This window comes from Rhizobium sp. NZLR10, from assembly GCF_019685125.1.
Taxonomy (GTDB): Bacteria; Pseudomonadota; Alphaproteobacteria; order Rhizobiales; family Rhizobiaceae; genus Rhizobium.
Genome location: NZ_JABDWE010000002.1, coordinates 83,183 through 98,609 on the forward strand (window position 1 = coordinate 83,183; position 15,427 = coordinate 98,609).

The 15,427-nt window shown below is 59.5% G+C and carries 18 protein-coding genes and 2 tRNA genes; 10 read left to right on the forward strand and 10 right to left on the reverse strand.

Annotated elements, in window-relative coordinates; all coding sequences use genetic code 11:
• The first annotated feature begins 84 nt into the window (after positions 1–84).
• Complete coding sequence (locus HJB82_RS03575; protein ID WP_221139593.1) at positions 85–1,038, forward strand: NAD(P)-dependent oxidoreductase; 954 nt, start codon at positions 85–87, stop codon at positions 1,036–1,038.
• A gap of 27 nt (positions 1,039–1,065) precedes the next feature.
• Here the strand turns inward: HJB82_RS03575 and HJB82_RS03580 are convergent, their stop codons facing one another.
• Complete coding sequence (locus tag HJB82_RS03580) at positions 1,066–2,331, reverse strand: glycerate kinase (RefSeq protein ID WP_221139594.1); 1,266 nt, start codon at positions 2,329–2,331, stop codon at positions 1,066–1,068.
• Positions 2,332–2,530: 199 nt separating this feature from the next.
• Between HJB82_RS03580 and HJB82_RS03585 the strand changes: the two genes are divergently transcribed.
• Complete coding sequence (locus HJB82_RS03585; RefSeq protein WP_221116309.1) at positions 2,531–2,830, forward strand: DUF6074 family protein; 300 nt, start codon at positions 2,531–2,533, stop codon at positions 2,828–2,830.
• A gap of 72 nt (positions 2,831–2,902) precedes the next feature.
• Here HJB82_RS03585 and HJB82_RS03590 read toward each other — a convergent pair whose 3' ends face one another.
• Complete coding sequence (locus tag HJB82_RS03590; RefSeq protein ID WP_207583946.1) at positions 2,903–3,994, reverse strand: PHB depolymerase family esterase; 1,092 nt, start codon at positions 3,992–3,994, stop codon at positions 2,903–2,905.
• A 210-nt stretch (positions 3,995–4,204) separates the two neighbouring features.
• Here HJB82_RS03590 and HJB82_RS03595 point away from each other — a divergent pair, with 210 nt between their 5' ends.
• The gene (locus HJB82_RS03595; protein ID WP_207583947.1) at positions 4,205–4,612 is read left to right on the forward strand and encodes a low affinity iron permease family protein; all 408 of its coding nucleotides are present in this window, start codon (positions 4,205–4,207) and stop codon (positions 4,610–4,612) included.
• 26 nt (positions 4,613–4,638) lie between these two features.
• On the opposite strand, the gene HJB82_RS03600 is transcribed toward HJB82_RS03595, so the two are convergent.
• The 3 genes from HJB82_RS03600 to HJB82_RS03610 all read right to left on the reverse strand — a co-directional run bounded on the left by HJB82_RS03600 (position 4,639) and on the right by HJB82_RS03610 (position 8,349).
• Positions 4,639–4,998 (reverse strand): low affinity iron permease family protein, encoded by a 360-nt coding sequence (locus HJB82_RS03600; RefSeq protein WP_207583948.1) that lies wholly within the window; start codon positions 4,996–4,998, stop codon positions 4,639–4,641.
• Between the two features lie 147 nt (positions 4,999–5,145).
• A complete protein-coding gene (locus HJB82_RS03605; RefSeq protein ID WP_207583949.1) occupies positions 5,146–7,263 on the reverse strand; it encodes a catalase in 2,118 nt (705 codons plus the stop codon).
• A 165-nt stretch (positions 7,264–7,428) separates the two neighbouring features.
• Positions 7,429–8,349 (reverse strand): hypothetical protein, encoded by a 921-nt coding sequence (locus tag HJB82_RS03610; protein ID WP_207583950.1) that lies wholly within the window; start codon positions 8,347–8,349, stop codon positions 7,429–7,431.
• A 340-nt stretch (positions 8,350–8,689) separates the two neighbouring features.
• Between HJB82_RS03610 and HJB82_RS31480 the strand changes: the two genes are divergently transcribed.
• Positions 8,690–8,869: a hypothetical protein gene (locus tag HJB82_RS31480; protein ID WP_246762740.1), complete on the forward strand. Its 180-nt coding sequence runs from the start codon at positions 8,690–8,692 to the stop codon at positions 8,867–8,869.
• Between the two features lie 605 nt (positions 8,870–9,474).
• Here the strand turns inward: HJB82_RS31480 and HJB82_RS03615 are convergent.
• Positions 9,475–9,720, reverse strand: a complete 246-nt coding sequence (locus HJB82_RS03615) for a hypothetical protein (protein ID WP_207583951.1) — start codon at positions 9,718–9,720, stop codon at positions 9,475–9,477.
• Between the two features lie 581 nt (positions 9,721–10,301).
• Here HJB82_RS03615 and HJB82_RS03620 point away from each other — a divergent pair.
• The gene (locus tag HJB82_RS03620) at positions 10,302–10,634 is read left to right on the forward strand and encodes a hypothetical protein (RefSeq protein ID WP_207583952.1); all 333 of its coding nucleotides are present in this window, start codon (positions 10,302–10,304) and stop codon (positions 10,632–10,634) included.
• A gap of 321 nt (positions 10,635–10,955) precedes the next feature.
• Here HJB82_RS03620 and HJB82_RS03625 read toward each other — a convergent pair.
• Both HJB82_RS03625 and HJB82_RS03630 read right to left on the reverse strand, forming a co-directional pair.
• A tRNA-Asn gene (locus HJB82_RS03625) sits at positions 10,956–11,030 on the reverse strand.
• A complete protein-coding gene (locus HJB82_RS03630) occupies positions 11,031–11,228 on the reverse strand; it encodes a hypothetical protein (RefSeq protein ID WP_207584408.1) in 198 nt (65 codons plus the stop codon).
• Here HJB82_RS03630 and HJB82_RS03635 point away from each other — a divergent pair.
• Together HJB82_RS03635 and HJB82_RS31485 are read left to right on the forward strand one after the other, a co-directional pair.
• Positions 11,148–11,465 carry a hypothetical protein gene (locus HJB82_RS03635; RefSeq protein ID WP_207583953.1) on the forward strand — a complete coding sequence of 106 codons (318 nt, stop codon included), beginning with the start codon at positions 11,148–11,150 and terminating at the stop codon, positions 11,463–11,465. The genes HJB82_RS03630 and HJB82_RS03635 overlap by 81 nt on opposite strands.
• 102 nt (positions 11,466–11,567) lie before the next feature.
• Complete coding sequence (locus HJB82_RS31485; protein ID WP_207583954.1) at positions 11,568–11,903, forward strand: hypothetical protein; 336 nt, start codon at positions 11,568–11,570, stop codon at positions 11,901–11,903.
• On the opposite strand, the gene HJB82_RS03640 is transcribed toward HJB82_RS31485, so the two are convergent.
• Positions 11,900–12,235 (reverse strand): KTSC domain-containing protein, encoded by a 336-nt coding sequence (locus HJB82_RS03640; protein ID WP_207583955.1) that lies wholly within the window; start codon positions 12,233–12,235, stop codon positions 11,900–11,902. The genes HJB82_RS31485 and HJB82_RS03640 overlap by 4 nt on opposite strands.
• Before the next feature lie 260 nt (positions 12,236–12,495).
• Between HJB82_RS03640 and HJB82_RS03645 the strand changes: the two genes are divergently transcribed.
• Positions 12,496–12,569 (forward strand) — tRNA-Cys (locus HJB82_RS03645).
• A 73-nt stretch (positions 12,570–12,642) separates the two neighbouring features.
• Here HJB82_RS03645 and HJB82_RS03650 read toward each other — a convergent pair.
• Positions 12,643–12,945 carry a KTSC domain-containing protein gene (locus tag HJB82_RS03650; protein WP_221116313.1) on the reverse strand — a complete coding sequence of 101 codons (303 nt, stop codon included), beginning with the start codon at positions 12,943–12,945 and terminating at the stop codon, positions 12,643–12,645.
• 516 nt (positions 12,946–13,461) lie between these two features.
• On the opposite strand from HJB82_RS03650, the gene HJB82_RS03655 reads away from it, so the two are divergent.
• Both HJB82_RS03655 and HJB82_RS03660 read left to right on the forward strand, forming a co-directional pair.
• On the forward strand, positions 13,462–14,127 hold the full coding sequence (locus HJB82_RS03655; RefSeq protein WP_221132668.1) for a protein-L-isoaspartate O-methyltransferase: 666 nt from the start codon (positions 13,462–13,464) through the stop codon (positions 14,125–14,127).
• Positions 14,128–14,479: 352 nt separating this feature from the next.
• Positions 14,480–15,352, forward strand: a complete 873-nt coding sequence (locus tag HJB82_RS03660; protein ID WP_221139595.1) for a PopZ family protein — start codon at positions 14,480–14,482, stop codon at positions 15,350–15,352.
• Positions 15,353–15,427: the final 75 nt, after the last annotated feature.

Sequence of the window (15,427 nt, forward strand, 5' to 3'; positions counted from 1 at the left end):
TCCCATCTTGGCGAAAACTCCGCTTGCGGGATCGCGGCACGGCGCAGCATAGTCGGCGCGGATCATGCAAAGGGAGGAACGACAATGCGGGTTTTGGTCATCGGGGCAACGGGCCATGTCGGAACCTATCTCGTTCCTCGTCTGGTTGAGGCGGGGCACGACGTCGTCACGATCAGCCGCGGCGCCGCCAAGCCCTACACGGAAAACCGCGCCTGGGCTGCCGTCGATCAGCGTCGGATGGATCGGGCAGCGATGGAACGGACCGGTGAATTCGGCACGGCCGTGCGTGAGTTGAAAGCCGACACCGTCATCGACATGATCTGCTTCACGCTGGAGAGCGCGGAGCATCTGGTGACGGCACTATCGGGGCATGTCGGTCATTTCCTGCATACCGGCACGATCTGGACACACGGCCACGCCAGTGCCGTGCCGACACTGGAAGAGGCGCCGAAGTCTCCTTTCGGTCACTATGGCATCCAGAAGGCGGCGATCGAAACCTATCTGCTGCAGCAGGCAAGGCTTCACGGCTTTCCGGCAACCATCATCCATCCCGGCCATATTGTCGGTCCCGGATGGGCGCCGCTCAATCCTGCCGGTAATTTCAACCTGCAGGTCTTTTCAACCCTTGCTCGGGGAGAGACCCTGGCGCTGCCCCATTTCGGCCTGGAGACTGTCCATCACGTCCATGCCGATGACGTGGCGGCGATGTTCATGGGTGCGATCGCCAACAGGAATGCGTCGATCGGGGAAAGTTTCCACGCGGTTTCGGAGCAGGCGCTGACGCTTCGCGGTTATGCCGAAGCCATGTCGCGGTGGTTCGGGCAGGAGCCGAAGCTCACCTTCGCCCCATTCAATGCCTGGGCCAAAAGCCAGACGGCCGAAGATGCGAAGGCGACGTGGGAGCATATTGCCCGAAGCCCGAATTGCTCGATCGCCAAAGCCCGGCGCCTGCTCGGTTACACCCCCAGGTACACGTCCCAGCAGGCGGTGCAGGAGGCGGTGGGATGGCTGGTCGGGCAGGGGCGGATCAAAACCTGATCCACCATCGCTGCTATTGGCCGGCTTTCAGCGGATCAGGATAGCCCTGAAATCATTGACGTTGGTTCCGGTCGGGCCGGTTTCGAAGAGGTCGCTGGTGGCCGCAAAGCCGGAATAGCTGTCATTGCCGTCGAGCAGCCGGCGCGGATCGAGCCCGGCGGCACGAAGGCGCTTGACGGTGCCACCATCGGCAAAGGCGCCGGCATTATCCTCCGAGCCATCGATCCCGTCCGTGTCGGCGGCAAGGATATGGATACCCTCCTGTCCGTCGATATCAAGCGCCATGGCGAGCGCGAATTCGCCGTTGCGTCCGCCTTTGCCGCCCTTGGCTCGGAGCGTCACCGTCGTCTCGCCGCCGGAAAGGATGACGACCGGCTTCGAAAACGGCCTGTTCCGGCCCAGCACCTCGCGGGCGATGGCCGCATGCACCCGCGCCACGTCGCGCGATTCTCCCTCGATCGCATCCGAAAGGATGGCGGGCTCGATCCCCTGCGACTTCGCCAGGGCCGCAGCGGCCTCCAGCGACACGCCGGCAGAGGCGATGATATGATGCTCGTGCCGTAGGAAGACCGGATCGTCCGGCCGCGGTGCATCGGCCTTCGGCAAGTTCAGATGGTCGAGCGCCGCCTGCGGCAGCTGCAATCCATATTGCCTGATGATCTCCAGCGCATCGTGCCGCGTCGAACCGTCAGGCACGGTCGGCCCGGAGGCGACATGCGCCGGGTTGTCGCCGGGAATGTCGGAGACGATCAGGCTGACGACCCTTGCTTTGGTTGCTGCCGCAAGTCTCCCGCCTTTGATGGTCGAGAGATGTTTGCGCACGACATTCATCGCCGAGATCGGCGCGCCTGAGGCAAGCAGCATTTCGTTGAGGGCAATCTCGTCTTCGAGGGCCAGCCCCTCCGGCGGGGCGGGCAGCAGGGCCGAGCCGCCGCCGCAGATCAGCGCGATCACCAGATCGTCTTCCGTCAGTCCGTTCACCGTCTCCATCAGCCGCCTTGCCGCGGCAAGGCCTGCCGCATCGGGCACCGGATGGGCAGCCTCGATGATGTCGATATCGATTGTCTCGCAGCCGTAACCGTAGCGGGTGACCACCAGACCCTCGAGCGGTCTATCCCAGACGCTTTCAAGCGCCCGCGCCATCTGCGCAGCACCCTTGCCGGCGCCGATTACCACGGTCTTTCCCTTCGGCCGATCCGGCAGGTTTGCCTTGATGCCGGTTATCGGATCGGCGGCGCGAACCGCCGCGTCGAACAGGCTTTTCAGGAAATTGCGGGGAACGGTCATCGTCATCAGTGGTCTCTGTGCCTGGAGTGTCGATCGTGACACGGACTGTCGGCGCATCGGCGTGCCGGCGTCAAGGTCGAAGGCGAGGCTGACTGACGGCCGTGGGCTGCAAATTCTGCTTCGTCAAAAGGAACCGATACGAACGATAGAAAGCATTAACCATAGTCCCGTAGACAACGAATAGGATCAAAGGAACCTGTGTTCAATGGCTACTGAAATGACCTGCCGCCCCGCCGCCCGTAGTGAAGGCAGGGTTATTGCTTTTCCCTCTGCAACCGGAACCGCCAATATCGAGCGCTGCGCCCGTGAACTCGGCCGCCGACACGGCGCAGAGGCAATAGAATTCTGGAGGGCCGAATGCCGCAGGCTCGCCGATCAGCTTCTGGCAGCCGGGATGCCGGAGAGCGACGTTGGTCAGCGGGTGCTGCAGTTTCAGCAGGATGTCCAGATCGAACTCGTCCTCAGCCATCAAAACGGGCCACTGCCCAAGTCCCAAAACCGATAGCGCAATCTCGCCGGCTTCCGACGGTCATCCTGGCATGACGGCATAGCAGCCAGGGCTGCTCGGTCTGTCGCTTTACCGCAGCAGGCCGGCGGATCGAAGGGCGTCTTCAATGACCTTCTGAATGCCGCCACGGTCGCTCTCCGCGGCGAATGGAGCCGTGGCGTTTTCCGGTTGCGCAGCAGAGGATTTGGCGACGAGTCGCTTTTCAAACGAGGGAACCAGACCCCAGGATCTGGCAATTTCCACCGTCGAGGAAATTCCGACGTCAAGCATGAAGGGGCCGCTTGCCCCGTAGCCGGTGCCGACATCGAGCGGAGTGCCGTGATCCATCCCGGCAATCGTATAAAGCTCAATCACCTCGACCCCATGAGCATCGGTCCACACCCTTCGCTGATGTCGCCCGATATCCTCGACGCGTGACGGCGATGCGTCGACGCTGTGGATATTTCTCCATTGCTCCACGATCGCATTCGCATTGGCTGGCACGACGGTTCTGTCGGCGGTTCCCTGCCAGAGTGATAATGTCGGCCAGGGACCTTTGTGCCCTGAAGCGCTTCTCAACCGCAATTCAAGTTCTTCTGCCGTCGGACCGCCGTGGCCGCGCATTCGGTCGAATGCCTCGGGAATGGTCGCGGCGCTTGCATAGGGCAGGCCCGCAATGATCGCGCCGCCGGCAAAAACCTCCGGATAGGTGGCAAGCATGGCGGCGGCCATGGCGCCACCGGCCGAAAGCCCCGTCACGAACACGCGCCGGCTGTCGATACCGTGTTCGGCAACGAGTTTTGCGATCATCTGGCGAATGGAAGAGACCTCGCCGTGATCGCGTCTTGTGTCCTCCGGGTTAAACCAGTTGAAGCAGAGGTTTGGATTGTTTGCCCGTCGCTGCTCGGGAAACAGTAGCGCGAAGCCATAGTCCTCGGCCAATCGCGACCACCCCGACCCGATATCATAGCCGGCGGCAGTCTGGATGCAGCCGTGCAGGACGACGACCAGCGCCATGTTTTTCCCGCGCTTCGTCGGCAGATAGGTATGGCCTCCCAAAGCACCCGGGTTTGCGCCAAACGCCTCCAAGGCGACAAGATCGGAATTGTCCTGCGTGGGTTGGGGGCGAAGCGTTCCACGCAGCGCAGCAAGGCGTGCGAGAGTGTCTGACATAGATCTCATGAAAAGTCTCCGCCAATCAGCAGCCGGGATGGCGGTGATGCTTAACCAAACGTCTACACTAGCAAAAAGTTGCTGCGCTGCACAATATTTTCTGAGTTGGCCGTGTTTCCGGGTGCGCTGACGGCTCACCGGCGAGGAACTTCGGCCCGGATTTGACGTTGATGTTGTCGATTGACGGCATTGATGCTGCGATCCAGCGAGGCTTTTCAGATGTCGAACAAACCCAACTTCTTCTCTTCCTTTGCAACCCTCGTCGCCGATTTCTCGGGAAAGCCGTTCACCTTCGTAGCGGCGCTGGCGCTCGTACTTGCATGGGCGATCTCCGGCCCGTTTTTCGGCTATTCTGAAACCTGGCAGCTTGTGATCAATACAACCACGACCATCATCACCTTCCTGATGGTATTTGTCTTGCAGAACAGCCAGAACCGCGACGGAAAGGCGGTCCAGGCCAAGCTTGACGAACTCATCCTGACGAGCCAGGCCGCCAACAAGTTTGTCGGTATCGAAAAGCTGGAGGAGGAGGAACTCAGGGAAATGAGCAAGACGCTTGCCGCGCAAGCCGACTGCGTCGAGGAAAAAGCGGATGAAAAGTCTGCCGCAGAGGCGGCATCCGCCTGATGCATGCCGCCTCCGTGCGACGCGCTTCAGTTCATTGTCTTTGAGATCTGGTCGTGGTGTTGTTGGCGCATTTCCTCGATGGCGTCGGCATCTTTCTTCTCAGCCGCAATCCAGTGATTTCTTGCCTTGCTTGATCGGATGAGTTCGTCGAGCTTTGCATGGAGCGCCATCATGTCCCGATTTTGCGAGTGCTGCACCAGCAGCAAAATGAAAAATATAATAGCTGTACCGACCATGTTGGTCAGCAGAAGCCACTGCCGCGGGAAGGAAAAACTCAGGCCGACTGCCGCCCATGTGGCTACGAAAGCGACCAGCGTGACAGGGACCACACGATGCCCTGCCCATAAGACGGCTAAGTCGGAGATCTGTCGAAAGCACCAGCGCATACGGCTCTCCACAGCGCATTGGACGGAAGATGGAACAGATCGAAGCAGTTTCCATCACGTAGTTTCAATAAATTGCGTGCCTCATACGGTATAAAACCCGCGTTTACGCGGGTTTTAGATTGCGACAAATCATTCCCATGGCGGCGGTCAATTCCGTTTGACCGAGGGTTCGCGGCCCCAGACACGCAGTTTGCCAAGCACCTTGACGAAGGCCGATACATCCCCAGCCGCTCCGAGCGCAATCACGCCCTCATCCCGTGAATCGGCAATTCCGGCCTTCTGCATGAGTGGCAGCGCTGTTTCCACATAGCCGATGAACTTGCAGTGCACGAAGGCATCCGACACGAAATCATGGGCCGTGGCCTCCTTCAGCAGGTCACTCGTTCCCGCCGACGAGGGGAGGAGCGCGACGGCGTCGTAGAGCACCGAGGGTCCTCCGTCGATCATCTGATGCGCCTCGATCCAATTGCCGTCCGAGAGCGTCACGCCGCCGATCTTTGGCGCGATCACTTCGAAACTTGCCCTCTGTTCGGTGATTTCAGCAAGCAGCGCCTTGAAGATAGCGGCATCGGTACCATCGCTGACAAGAATGCCGAGCTTGCGTCCTTCGAACCGCTTCGGACCGCGCTCGATAATGCTGAGCGCCGGCGACGGCTCGAGATCCTGCCGCGTCGGCATGGCGGCATCGGCAGGTTTCGGCATCGATTTGAAGCCGAGCGCGTGGCCGACCTTGCTGGCCAGGGTCTCATCGATGTTCATCAGATGCGAGACCATGCGTTCGCGAATGACAGGTGTCTCGACCTTGCTCAGTTCGAAGATCAGCGCTGCCGCGATATGGCGTTGCTCCGGCGGTGTCTGGCTGATGAAGAACTGCCTGGCCTGGCTGTAATGATCGGCAAAGCTTTCCGGCCGCAACCGGACTTTGGGACCCTGCTCCTCGGCGGGGAAGTGACGATAGCCCTGAACCGGCGATTCTCGTGGCCCTTGATTCCAGGAGTTCGGTTGGTAATTGACCCGCCCGACAGGATTGCGCATCGCCATATGGCCATCCTGCTGGAAATTGTGGAAGGGACATTTCGGAGCATTGATCGGCAGATGGGTGAAATTCGGACCACCCAGACGTTTCAGCTGCGTGTCGAGATAGGAGAAGTTCCGTCCCTGCAGAAGCGGGTCGTTGCTGAAATCGATGCCGGGCGGAACGTTCTGCGTCATGAAGGCGACCTGCTCGGTCTCGGCGAAAAAGTTTTCGGGCATTCGGTCGAGCACGAGACGGCCGACCGGTTTGACCGGCAAGACCTCCTCGGGAATGATCTTCGTCGGATCGAGGATGTCGAAGTCGAACGTATCGGCGAAGTCCTGATCGAAGAGCTGGACACAGAGCTCCCATTCCGGGAAGTTTCCTGACTGGACCGACTGCCAGAGGTCGCGGCGATGGAAGTCCGGATCCGCACCATTGATTTTGACCGCCTCGTTCCATGCGACGGATTGCAGGCCAAGTTTCGGTTTCCAATGGAATTTGACGAAGGTCGATTCATCGGCGGCGTTGATGAAGCGGAAGGTGTGAACACCGAAACCCTCCATGAAACGAAAGGAGCGCGGGATGGCGCGGTCCGACATGACCCACATGATCATGTGCATGCTTTCGGGGGTGAGGGTGATGAAGTCCCAGAAATTGTCATGCGCCGACTGCGCCTGCGGAAATTCCCTGTCGGGCTCCGGCTTCACGGAATGGATGACGTCGGGAAATTTGATTGCGTCCTGAATGAAGAAGACGGGAATGTTATTGCCGACCAGATCCCAATTACCCTGCTGCGTATAGAGCTTCACCGCGAAACCACGAACGTCGCGCGCCAGATCAACGGAACCCTTGCTGCCGGCAACTGTGGAAAACCGTACGAAGGCTGGCGTCTTTTCGCCAGGCCGCTGGAAAAGATCGGCCCGGGTATAGGCGGCCAGCGATTCGTATGTTTCGAAGTAGCCATGGGCGCCGTAACCGCGCGCATGGACGACCCGCTCGGGGATGCGCTCGTGGTCGAAATGAAAAATCTTCTCGCGAAAATGGAAGTCCTCGATGAGGGCGGGGCCACGGGCGCCGACGCGAAGCGTATTCTGATCGTCGGAGACGGGGCCGCCTTGAGCCGTGGTCAACACCGGCATGCCGTCTTCGGCAAACTGATGAAGCTCACCGCCTGCACCGCGATGCAGTTTCTGATCATGGATCGTTGCACTGTCCGAGGGCGAGATCTTGGACGTCTTCTTGGCCATCTATCTTCTCCGGAAAAGGTTTGACTTAACCGAAGCTCAAAAATGGCCACATGTTCCGCTCGCCGCAAAATAAACTGCAACCTGGCGAAGGGCTGCGTTTCAAACAAGACAACATAAATAGGGCGCGCGGCCTTTCGACCCCGCGCCCCGAGTTCACCCGGGCCTTTAGCGCCGGGAAGTGACGATGAGATCTTCCTCTTCGTCGCGTTGCGATCCGCCAAACGCTGCGGCGGCAGAGGCGATGAAAGCCCCGATCAGAAGTGACAGCGAGCCGAGCAGGGCCGTGGTGGAGGCCGCCTTGCGTGCCTCATCGGCAGCTTTCTGGGCGGCAACCTTGGTGTCGTCGATACGCTTCAACACCGCATCGACGCGGGTGCGTGCATCGGCTTCGGAAAGACCGGTCCGAGAAGAGACGATGGTGGCAAGATAGGCCTTGTCGTCATCGGGAATCTTGCCCTCGGCGGCGCCGTTGAGCAGGATGCGAGACACCTCCGATGTTGCCGCGGAATCATTGGATGTGGCCGCTGCTCGCGCCTGATCGGGGCGCAGCAGTGCGTCGGTAAAATAGGAAGTGGAGAGATCCACCGGCGAAGTTGCCGACGATGCTGCTGCTGTACCGGCGGCAGTGGCAGTCGATCCCACGGCATGTGCCGCTGAACCCACGGCTTGTGCACCTGCGCCGGCCAGCGAGGTCAGCGACGATGCAAGAAAGCAGGCGACGAAGACTGTCGCCAAAGCCCAGCTCAAGAAACCATGCGCGGTGTCACGGAAGAAAACTTCATCAGTGTGGACAGCCGCCCATTTCGTCCGCAGCCGTCCGGTAATATAGCCTCCGAGCGCCGAAGAGAGCCATTGCACGAGAACGAGCCAGATTGCCGCCGTCACACCGAGTGTCCCGAGCGAACTGCTTTGTCCCGACCAGGGCGACACCATGGTCAGCCCGAGCCCGGATCCGAGCAGCAAAAGGATGAGCGTCACGCCAATGGCTGCCGCGGCTCCCCCAAAGATGGGCCCCCATGTCATAGCCGATTTGGAGGATTCGACCGGAGTGGCAATCTCTCCGGAACCTGTCATTGAAACCGACATATCTGTTCCTATCGCATAAACAGAGCCAGAAGAATGATGATAGGCAGTGGAACACCGAGCAGCCAAAGTAGAATACCGCGACCCATGAGAGACCTCCTGTCAGAAACTGACGTTACGTTGTTAATGCCACTCAACTTTGAACCACGGCCTTTGTTCCCGGCCGGCTTGATCGTCGACGATCTTCAGGCGCGGATGATAAAGATCGACGAAATCTTGGACGCTCCCGCTAACGCCAGTCGAGCAACGCGCCTATATCTTTGGGGGCAAGATAAATTCCTCCCGCTGCTCCCAAGGGACAGGCACTCATGATGGCGTCACGGCGTAAACTGGAGAAGCATCAATGAACAGATTTCGGGCATTTGTAGCAGCCGGAGCAATCAGTCTTGCCGCCATGATCTCGGCCTGCTCGACACCGCCGAATTCATATGGCACAGCATCGGGATATCAGCCGGGAGATTCCATGAATCCGGCCTGCGCCGATGGCTTCCGACCCGGCGACGGTCGTTCGTGCAGCTATTAAAGGCAGGCGGCTCGCGTCTGCACAGAACGGGAGTATGGGGGAGAAGTCAGGCAGGCGCTCCGTAGTCGGGAGCGTTGGCCAATAGGATCGCGATCGCGCCCGGACGTCATTTCCGTTTGATTGTAGCCCCAACGGCAGCGCCGAGCGCAACCCCGAACGTGATGCCAATCGCGACGTCGTCGAACAGAATCGGGCCGACCGCGGCGCCTATTCCAATTCCTATTGCCATACCGAGAGCCATGACTGAGCCTATCCGGTTGCTGTGGCGGTAGTATGTGTTTGAAAAGGAGCTGCGAGCGCGGTTCCCACGCTCCAATGATCAAGAGAGAACGGCCACGTGATCTCGTGGCAGCGACGTGACGTCAATCTGCCGCCCGACCCCATTCTAAAGTTAATGGCGGTCGCGTCCTGCCTCAGCCTCTACATCATTCGACCGTCAACGCAAAGGCCGGCCGGTTCGTCGTTTCGCTTTCATTAAAGACGAACGCCAGGACGACCAGCCCCGGAGGTATCGCCGTCGATGAAGGCCGGCGCCACGAGGGCTTACACGACCGCGGCCACGCTGTTCTCTCGCGACCTGGATCTTTGGGACTATGCCAACAATGTCACTGGCCGTGAAGGCGCAATGCATCGATCAACTGGTGCACCTTATCGGTTGCGTAAACGATATCCTCGCGGGGCAAGTGCACCGTGATTTCGATCTGCTGCCATCGACCGCCATTGTTTTTCGCGTAACTCACGGCGGCCTGTAGAGATTTGAATTCAACCGCGGGCGCGTCGGCAATCCAGAACTGCACGGTGCAATCGGCTTCGGAATAGTCGGAGAGTGCTTTGAGTGGGTCTAGGGCCATGCGATGGGCTCTACACCCTTGGCGGTTCTTTGGCTACCGCAGGTGAAGCGCCGCTGCTGTTTTCGAGTCGCGCAATCCGGTGAAGACGTCTGCAATGTTATAGTGGTGCTCTGTGCTAGGGCGAAGTAGCGTCTGCCAAGTTCGCAGCATGAGAACTTTTCAGGCCTCTCAGAACGTTGCCGATCGCGGTCTCTTGATGCGGCCACGGGCCAGGAGCGAGTGGTCCACAGGAGCACGGGGTATGACTAGCTTGACCCCTGTCTTGCTTTGCTTGAACCGGATCGTGACCATCACGATGGCAGGCGAGCGACGCCGCTTCATACGGCGCCGCGGCCGGGCGGCTCTCAGCTTTATGGGTGCGCTCGGTTCCTTTCGGCCGCTGCCCAGGCCAACAGCGGGGGGCACTTCACGCCACATTGACGTGACCTCCGCTCCTCCAACACCGATGGCCGGCGCGATCACCACCCCATCCGACACTAGGGCGCGGCGGCTGGTGTCTTTCTGGAAATTCCACAGCGGAGAGCCGTTCATGCCAGGTTAATGCCTATTAACCCAGACTCGGAGCCTGAAAGGATGCGCCGATGAAAAAGCTTTTTCCCGCAGTCGCAGCCACAGTCTTGGCTGCATGTTTTGCCCTGCCGCTAAACGCCACGCCGATCGTCGTGCCGAAACCAGTTGCAATGCACACCGCCGACGTCGAGCAGGTCAAACACCGTCGACACGGCAATGGATATGCGTATGGCCACTGGAAGAACCGCCGGTACGCTTACCGCGACTGCCGGTACTACGGTTCGTGCTACCGTCCGCGGTATTACGGGCATCGCGACTATTACGGCTATCGCGACGATTACGGCTATCGCAACGATTACGGCTATCGTCGTCGGTCAGGTGTGACCGTGTATTTCGATTTTTAGTCGGCAGTAACCCGGTCACAGTCGCGTCGGCCTGACCTAACCACACCACCACAGCAGCCCGTCGAGCAGCAACTCGGCGGGCGTTTTGTTTCCGGCGTCTGAACAAAAAAAGGTCGGGGGGAGCATTCGACCCGACCTTTCTTTGATTACATCAGCACGGTGCCAGTTCATCCGTGGTCACCAGCAAAAGCTATCCGATGGATTGAATTTATGCGTCTTGTGGATTTTCGCAAGGATTAGGGGATGCTGATTTAGGGCTAAAAGTGAGAAGAAAGCGCCTGTCTTCGGATTTCTCAACGAAACAGGCGATTAACTTGAAACTGGCTCCCCGGGCCGGATTCGAACCGGCGACCTGTCGATTAACAGTCGAATGCTCTACCGCTGAGCTACCAGGGATCACTGCTTGGCGCGGTGTGAGTGGGCTAATACAAATGCTTGCCCGATTTGCCAAGCGGTTTTTTCAAAAAAATGAAATGAACTTGTATTTGGGATGCCTGTGCCCATCTCTGGGGAATGACGAATCGGAATGATCGCGAACAGACGAGGGCCGGCGAAAGGCCCAAAAAGCGGGCGGGGCGCTTCGGCATCGATCATGCAAGCGGCAGGCTTATGCTCGGCTCCTTCAGCATCGGAATGCCCCGTTCGCGCATCGCGCGGATGGCGATCGGCGTGGCCCTCATTCTTTGCGGGTTCTTAGGCTTCCTGCCAATCTTGGGATTCTGGATGCTGCCGCTCGGCCTCCTGGTGCTTTCGCACGATCTGCCTGTCGCGCGCAGGCTTCGGCGGCGGCTGGTGGTCTGGTGGCACAGGCGGCGGGACCCGGCTGGCTGACAGTCATCTCCAGAAAGATTTGGCGAAACCCTGAATGGCTTTTGCCTTCATGGTTTATGGATTGTAAAATGCGAAAACGCGCCAATTGGTCCAGGTGAGGAAATGAAGGCATTATTTATCGTCGTTGTGTCAGCGGCGGCGATTTTTTCAAGCGTTCCTGCCGAGGCCCTCGACAGCCGGGGTTTTGACGCTCGCGGCGTCTGCCGCCGTCCCGAGGGATGCGTGATCGACCAAGGTCAAGGCGGCGGCTATAACGGACCTCGTAACTATCGCAATTTCAACGGCCGGAACGAGCGTGATGGCAGCAACGATCGCCACCGCGACGATCGCCGTTATCGCAATCAGAACAGAACCGACAATGTCGACCCAGCAGCCAGTCGCCTTGCCGCAGGCCCAGCGATTGAGCCGGGCACGCCGCCTATGCGAATTTGGGCCTAATTCGACCTGAGTTCGCTTTCCTCGAACACTCCACTGGGACCCGGATCGAGGCTGGTCACCATGAGGAGGCTGCAGACGGCAAGCAGGAGGACGAGCTTCAGCGCGTGGGAGACCGAGACCGGATGTCGCCCACCCCGTGATACGCGGGAAGGCGCAACATAATAACTGTAATAGAAGTGCGGATCACTCGTTTCCAGCAGGTTCTGGTAGACGTGCGGCGGAATATCCGCATGTTTCACTGGTGGAGAACCCGGGAATTTTACGTGGAGATCCCGGCTGTCGGCGTCGTATGCCGCATGCACGTGCTTCGATTTGAGGGCAGCCCAATCCATTGCAGCTCCTATCACCCTCCCGGGGGCAATATGAGGCCAACAGCACGATCGTCAAGCTGACAATTCGTTTCAAATGCAAACATTGGCAGGAAATAGGGCATCGTCACGGCCATGGAAATCCCAGCCTGCGCCCGCGCCGTTCCGGGATGGGAAAATGGCCTTTTCGGCAGCAGCGGAATGGCGTTTTTCCGAAATGCCCTCTTGCGATTTCCTTACGATCATTCTAAACGCTCGCCACGGCTCAGATAACGAGCGCGTGAGGCCTCGTGGCGGAGTGGTGACGCAGAGGACTGCAAATCCTTGTACCCCGGTTCAATTCCGGGCGAGGCCTCCAAAATTTTCCACACGACGTATACCGCCTGGCTGCGGCCGGTTAAGCGACGAGGCGTCGCGTCTGAAACGCACGGCTACCAGATCCGCGGGCGGGCCGAAAAATCGAACTGCGACGGATTGATTCCCCTGAGGCGGTGAAGCGCCTTCAGGCCGCCCTTGCGGATTTGCGCCTGATATTCCAGATCGCTTGATCCAGACCCGCTACCGATTTCGGGACCAGCGCCGAGCAGCCGTCGCATGGCCCGCGGCGAAACGCCGGTGAAGCTGCGAATGTCGCCGCTGCTGTATTTGATCAGCAGCAGGCGGGCATCGGCATTGTAGTGAAGCGCTTCTATATCACGCGATTTTATCAGAAAGGTTTGCATGCGCACACCCATAGCGAAAGGTGAGGGCGCCGCAACAAAATGGTTGACGTAACGTTAATGTGCGTGAGGCGGTCGAGGCTGGAAGTGCTGGCTACACCCCGGGGTCGCGCCGTGATTTCAAACGAACCGAGCGCAAATCAAACCCGCGTCTGCCTGCATGAGATTGCCGCAGACGATATGCCGGGAATATCTCTGAGCGCCCTTCGGCGCCCAATCACTTCAGGGTCGTTTCGCCGTCAAGCAGCCCGCAGCAGAATATGCCGATGAGCGCTGCGACGATGAAAAAATCGAACAGCGAGAAATGCTCGAAAATCGCAGACATTGCCTGCTCCTCCTTATTTCCTCCGTTGAGGATCATAACATGACGGGGCAGGGGATTCCACGTTTGCGTTGCAGCGCTTCAATCCCCCTGTGGCGCGGAAGATGCGCCTGCCGGATTCTTTACGCCGGAGGCTGCCAAGCCTTGAAAGCAACCGTGGCGGGGATTAAGAGACGAAGGATAGGAACCGCTTTCAAGAGCCAGAGGACATGATGGATTTCGAAGCAGCGCGCGCAAAGATGGTCGACACCCAGGTTCGCACGACGGACGTTACCTCGCATTCCGTGCTGACGGCGTTTCTCTCCGTGCCGCGTGAGGCATTCGTGCCGGAGAAGGCGAAGCTGCTGGCTTACATCGACAACGATGTCGAGATATCGGCCGCAGCACCGGGAAAGCCGGCCCGATTCCTGATGGAGGCATCGCCGCTCGCCAAGCTGCTGCAATTGGCCGCGATCACCAAGAATGATTTCGTCCTCGAAGTCGGTTGCGGTACGGGTTACGCATCGGCGCTGCTGTCGATCATTGCCGGCTCCGTCATCTCGCTCGAATGCGATGAGACGCTGGCCGCCGAGGCGAAGGCGCAGCTTTCCGGCTATGCCAAAGTCGAAGTCGTGACCGGACCACTCGAAAAGGGCTACGCTGCCGGCGCTCCCTATGATCTGATCTTCGTCAATGGCGCAGTCGAGGAGGTTCCGGCGGCTCTTCTCGGTCAATTGCGTGATGGCGGCCGTTTGATCACCGTCGAAGGTTACGGCAATGCTGCCCGCGCCAAGGTATTCGTCGCCGAGCGCGGCGCCGTTTCGGAAAACGTCTTCTTCAATGCCTCCGTGAAGCCGCTGCCCGGTTTCGCCAAGGCGCGCGAATTCGTTTTCTGAGGCGGTTTTGTCGATGAATTCAGCAACGGGCGTCAATGGGGCCTGTCAGACCGGCTAATAGGCCTGCCTATTTCTCTGTCGCAGATCCTCGGCACAAGGCCGAGGATGACGCCGAGTAAAGAGCAAGGCTTGTCATTAATGCTCGGTTTTTGTTCGTGCCGCTGGAAAGCCTTCACAAACATGAATTACCCTGATGCCGCCAGGTCGCAAACATCGGGTAACAAAACTGTGCATGGCCGCATTCATTTGATTCGCGATGATTTTTTTCCTGCCTGGGGTATTCTAAGGTCGTGGTGATTCGGGTGAACGCTCCACATCATCCGGTCGTTGTTTTTGGATAACGGGGATTGAAATGGCTCAGCCAGGTGTAGCGCGTGAACCGTCCATGGAAGAAATTCTGGCCTCCATTCGCCAGATCATCGAAAGCAATGAGCCCGGCGCCGGCAAGGCGATCTCCGCATCCCTGCCGCCGGTCTACGGCGCCGATGAGGACGAGAACGGCTCCGAAATCCATCTGACGGTGGATGACACCTATGCCGGCGTGGAGTTCCCCGAACCGGCCATGCGCTCCTCCGATCCGCGTTTCGTCGCAGCCAATTCGGCCGGCACCGCCCCTGAAGCAGAAGTGCCGGCCCGCGCCCTGTCGCTTGCCGATGTCGCCGCCCGCGTGCGCGCCGCCTCCGAGCGCAGCGCCGTGCAGGCCGGTCAGGCACTGCGTGAGATTCCGAGCGGCTTCCGCCAGCCCGAACTGCAGCCGGCAGTGATGCCGGAGCCGCCGCGTGCAGCAGCACCGCAGCCGCAGCCGGCGCAGCCTGTTTTTCCTCCGGCTAGCGTTGCACCCGTTCCGCAGGCGGTGATCGAGCAGCCGGCCGAGCCGGTCTATGCGGAAGCACCGCGGGTCGCAATCGACGAGCCGGCGCCCGCCGTCGAAACAATGCCGCCGGTTTTGGAACCCGCACAGTCGTCGGCCGAACGTTTTCTGCCGAGCGTCATGGACGAGGTCCAGCCGACGCTGCTTTCACAGGATGCCGGTCTGCAGATCAGCCGCTCTTTCGAGGAGCTCGCCGCCGCGATCGACGGTGCGGAGCGCCGCTCGCTGGACGAGATTGCAGAGGATATGCTGCGCCCGATGCTGCGCGAATGGTTGGACGACAATCTGCCGACGCTGGTCGAGCGGTTGGTGCGTGAAGAGATCGAGCGCGTGGCGCGCGGCCCGCGCCGCTGATCGGATTGCTTTTTCCTGAAAAGCCGCTCCGGTCTCCGGGGCGGCTTTTTTATTGACTTGCCGGTAGCCATCCTA

What these genes read in the sequence shown, in the direction of transcription:
- HJB82_RS03580 (WP_221139594.1), bottom strand. Translation starts at nt 2,331, where the DNA reads ATGACGATGACCGTTCCCCGCAATTTCCTGAAAAGCCTGTTCGACGCG.
- HJB82_RS03595 (WP_207583947.1), top strand. Translation starts at nt 4,205, where the DNA reads ATGTCGAACAAACCCAACTTCTTCTCTTCCTTTGCAACCCTCGTCGCC.
- HJB82_RS03640 (WP_207583955.1), bottom strand. Translation starts at nt 12,235, where the DNA reads ATGGATTGGGCTGCCCTCAAATCGAAGCACGTGCATGCGGCATACGAC.
- HJB82_RS03660 (WP_221139595.1), top strand. Translation starts at nt 14,480, where the DNA reads ATGGCTCAGCCAGGTGTAGCGCGTGAACCGTCCATGGAAGAAATTCTG.
- HJB82_RS03575 (WP_221139593.1), top strand. Translation starts at nt 85, where the DNA reads ATGCGGGTTTTGGTCATCGGGGCAACGGGCCATGTCGGAACCTATCTC.
- HJB82_RS03635 (WP_207583953.1), top strand. Translation starts at nt 11,148, where the DNA reads ATGACGAATCGGAATGATCGCGAACAGACGAGGGCCGGCGAAAGGCCC.
- HJB82_RS03600 (WP_207583948.1), bottom strand. Translation starts at nt 4,998, where the DNA reads ATGCGCTGGTGCTTTCGACAGATCTCCGACTTAGCCGTCTTATGGGCA.
- HJB82_RS03650 (WP_221116313.1), bottom strand. Translation starts at nt 12,945, where the DNA reads ATGGGTGTGCGCATGCAAACCTTTCTGATAAAATCGCGTGATATAGAA.
- HJB82_RS31485 (WP_207583954.1), top strand. Translation starts at nt 11,568, where the DNA reads ATGAAGGCATTATTTATCGTCGTTGTGTCAGCGGCGGCGATTTTTTCA.
- HJB82_RS03620 (WP_207583952.1), top strand. Translation starts at nt 10,302, where the DNA reads ATGAAAAAGCTTTTTCCCGCAGTCGCAGCCACAGTCTTGGCTGCATGT.
- HJB82_RS03655 (WP_221132668.1), top strand. Translation starts at nt 13,462, where the DNA reads ATGATGGATTTCGAAGCAGCGCGCGCAAAGATGGTCGACACCCAGGTT.
- HJB82_RS03585 (WP_221116309.1), top strand. Translation starts at nt 2,531, where the DNA reads ATGGCTACTGAAATGACCTGCCGCCCCGCCGCCCGTAGTGAAGGCAGG.
- HJB82_RS03610 (WP_207583950.1), bottom strand. Translation starts at nt 8,349, where the DNA reads ATGTCGGTTTCAATGACAGGTTCCGGAGAGATTGCCACTCCGGTCGAA.
- HJB82_RS03605 (WP_207583949.1), bottom strand. Translation starts at nt 7,263, where the DNA reads ATGGCCAAGAAGACGTCCAAGATCTCGCCCTCGGACAGTGCAACGATC.
- HJB82_RS31480 (WP_246762740.1), top strand. Translation starts at nt 8,690, where the DNA reads ATGAACAGATTTCGGGCATTTGTAGCAGCCGGAGCAATCAGTCTTGCC.
- HJB82_RS03630 (WP_207584408.1), bottom strand. Translation starts at nt 11,228, where the DNA reads ATGATCGATGCCGAAGCGCCCCGCCCGCTTTTTGGGCCTTTCGCCGGC.
- HJB82_RS03590 (WP_207583946.1), bottom strand. Translation starts at nt 3,994, where the DNA reads ATGAGATCTATGTCAGACACTCTCGCACGCCTTGCTGCGCTGCGTGGA.
- HJB82_RS03615 (WP_207583951.1), bottom strand. Translation starts at nt 9,720, where the DNA reads ATGGCCCTAGACCCACTCAAAGCACTCTCCGACTATTCCGAAGCCGAT.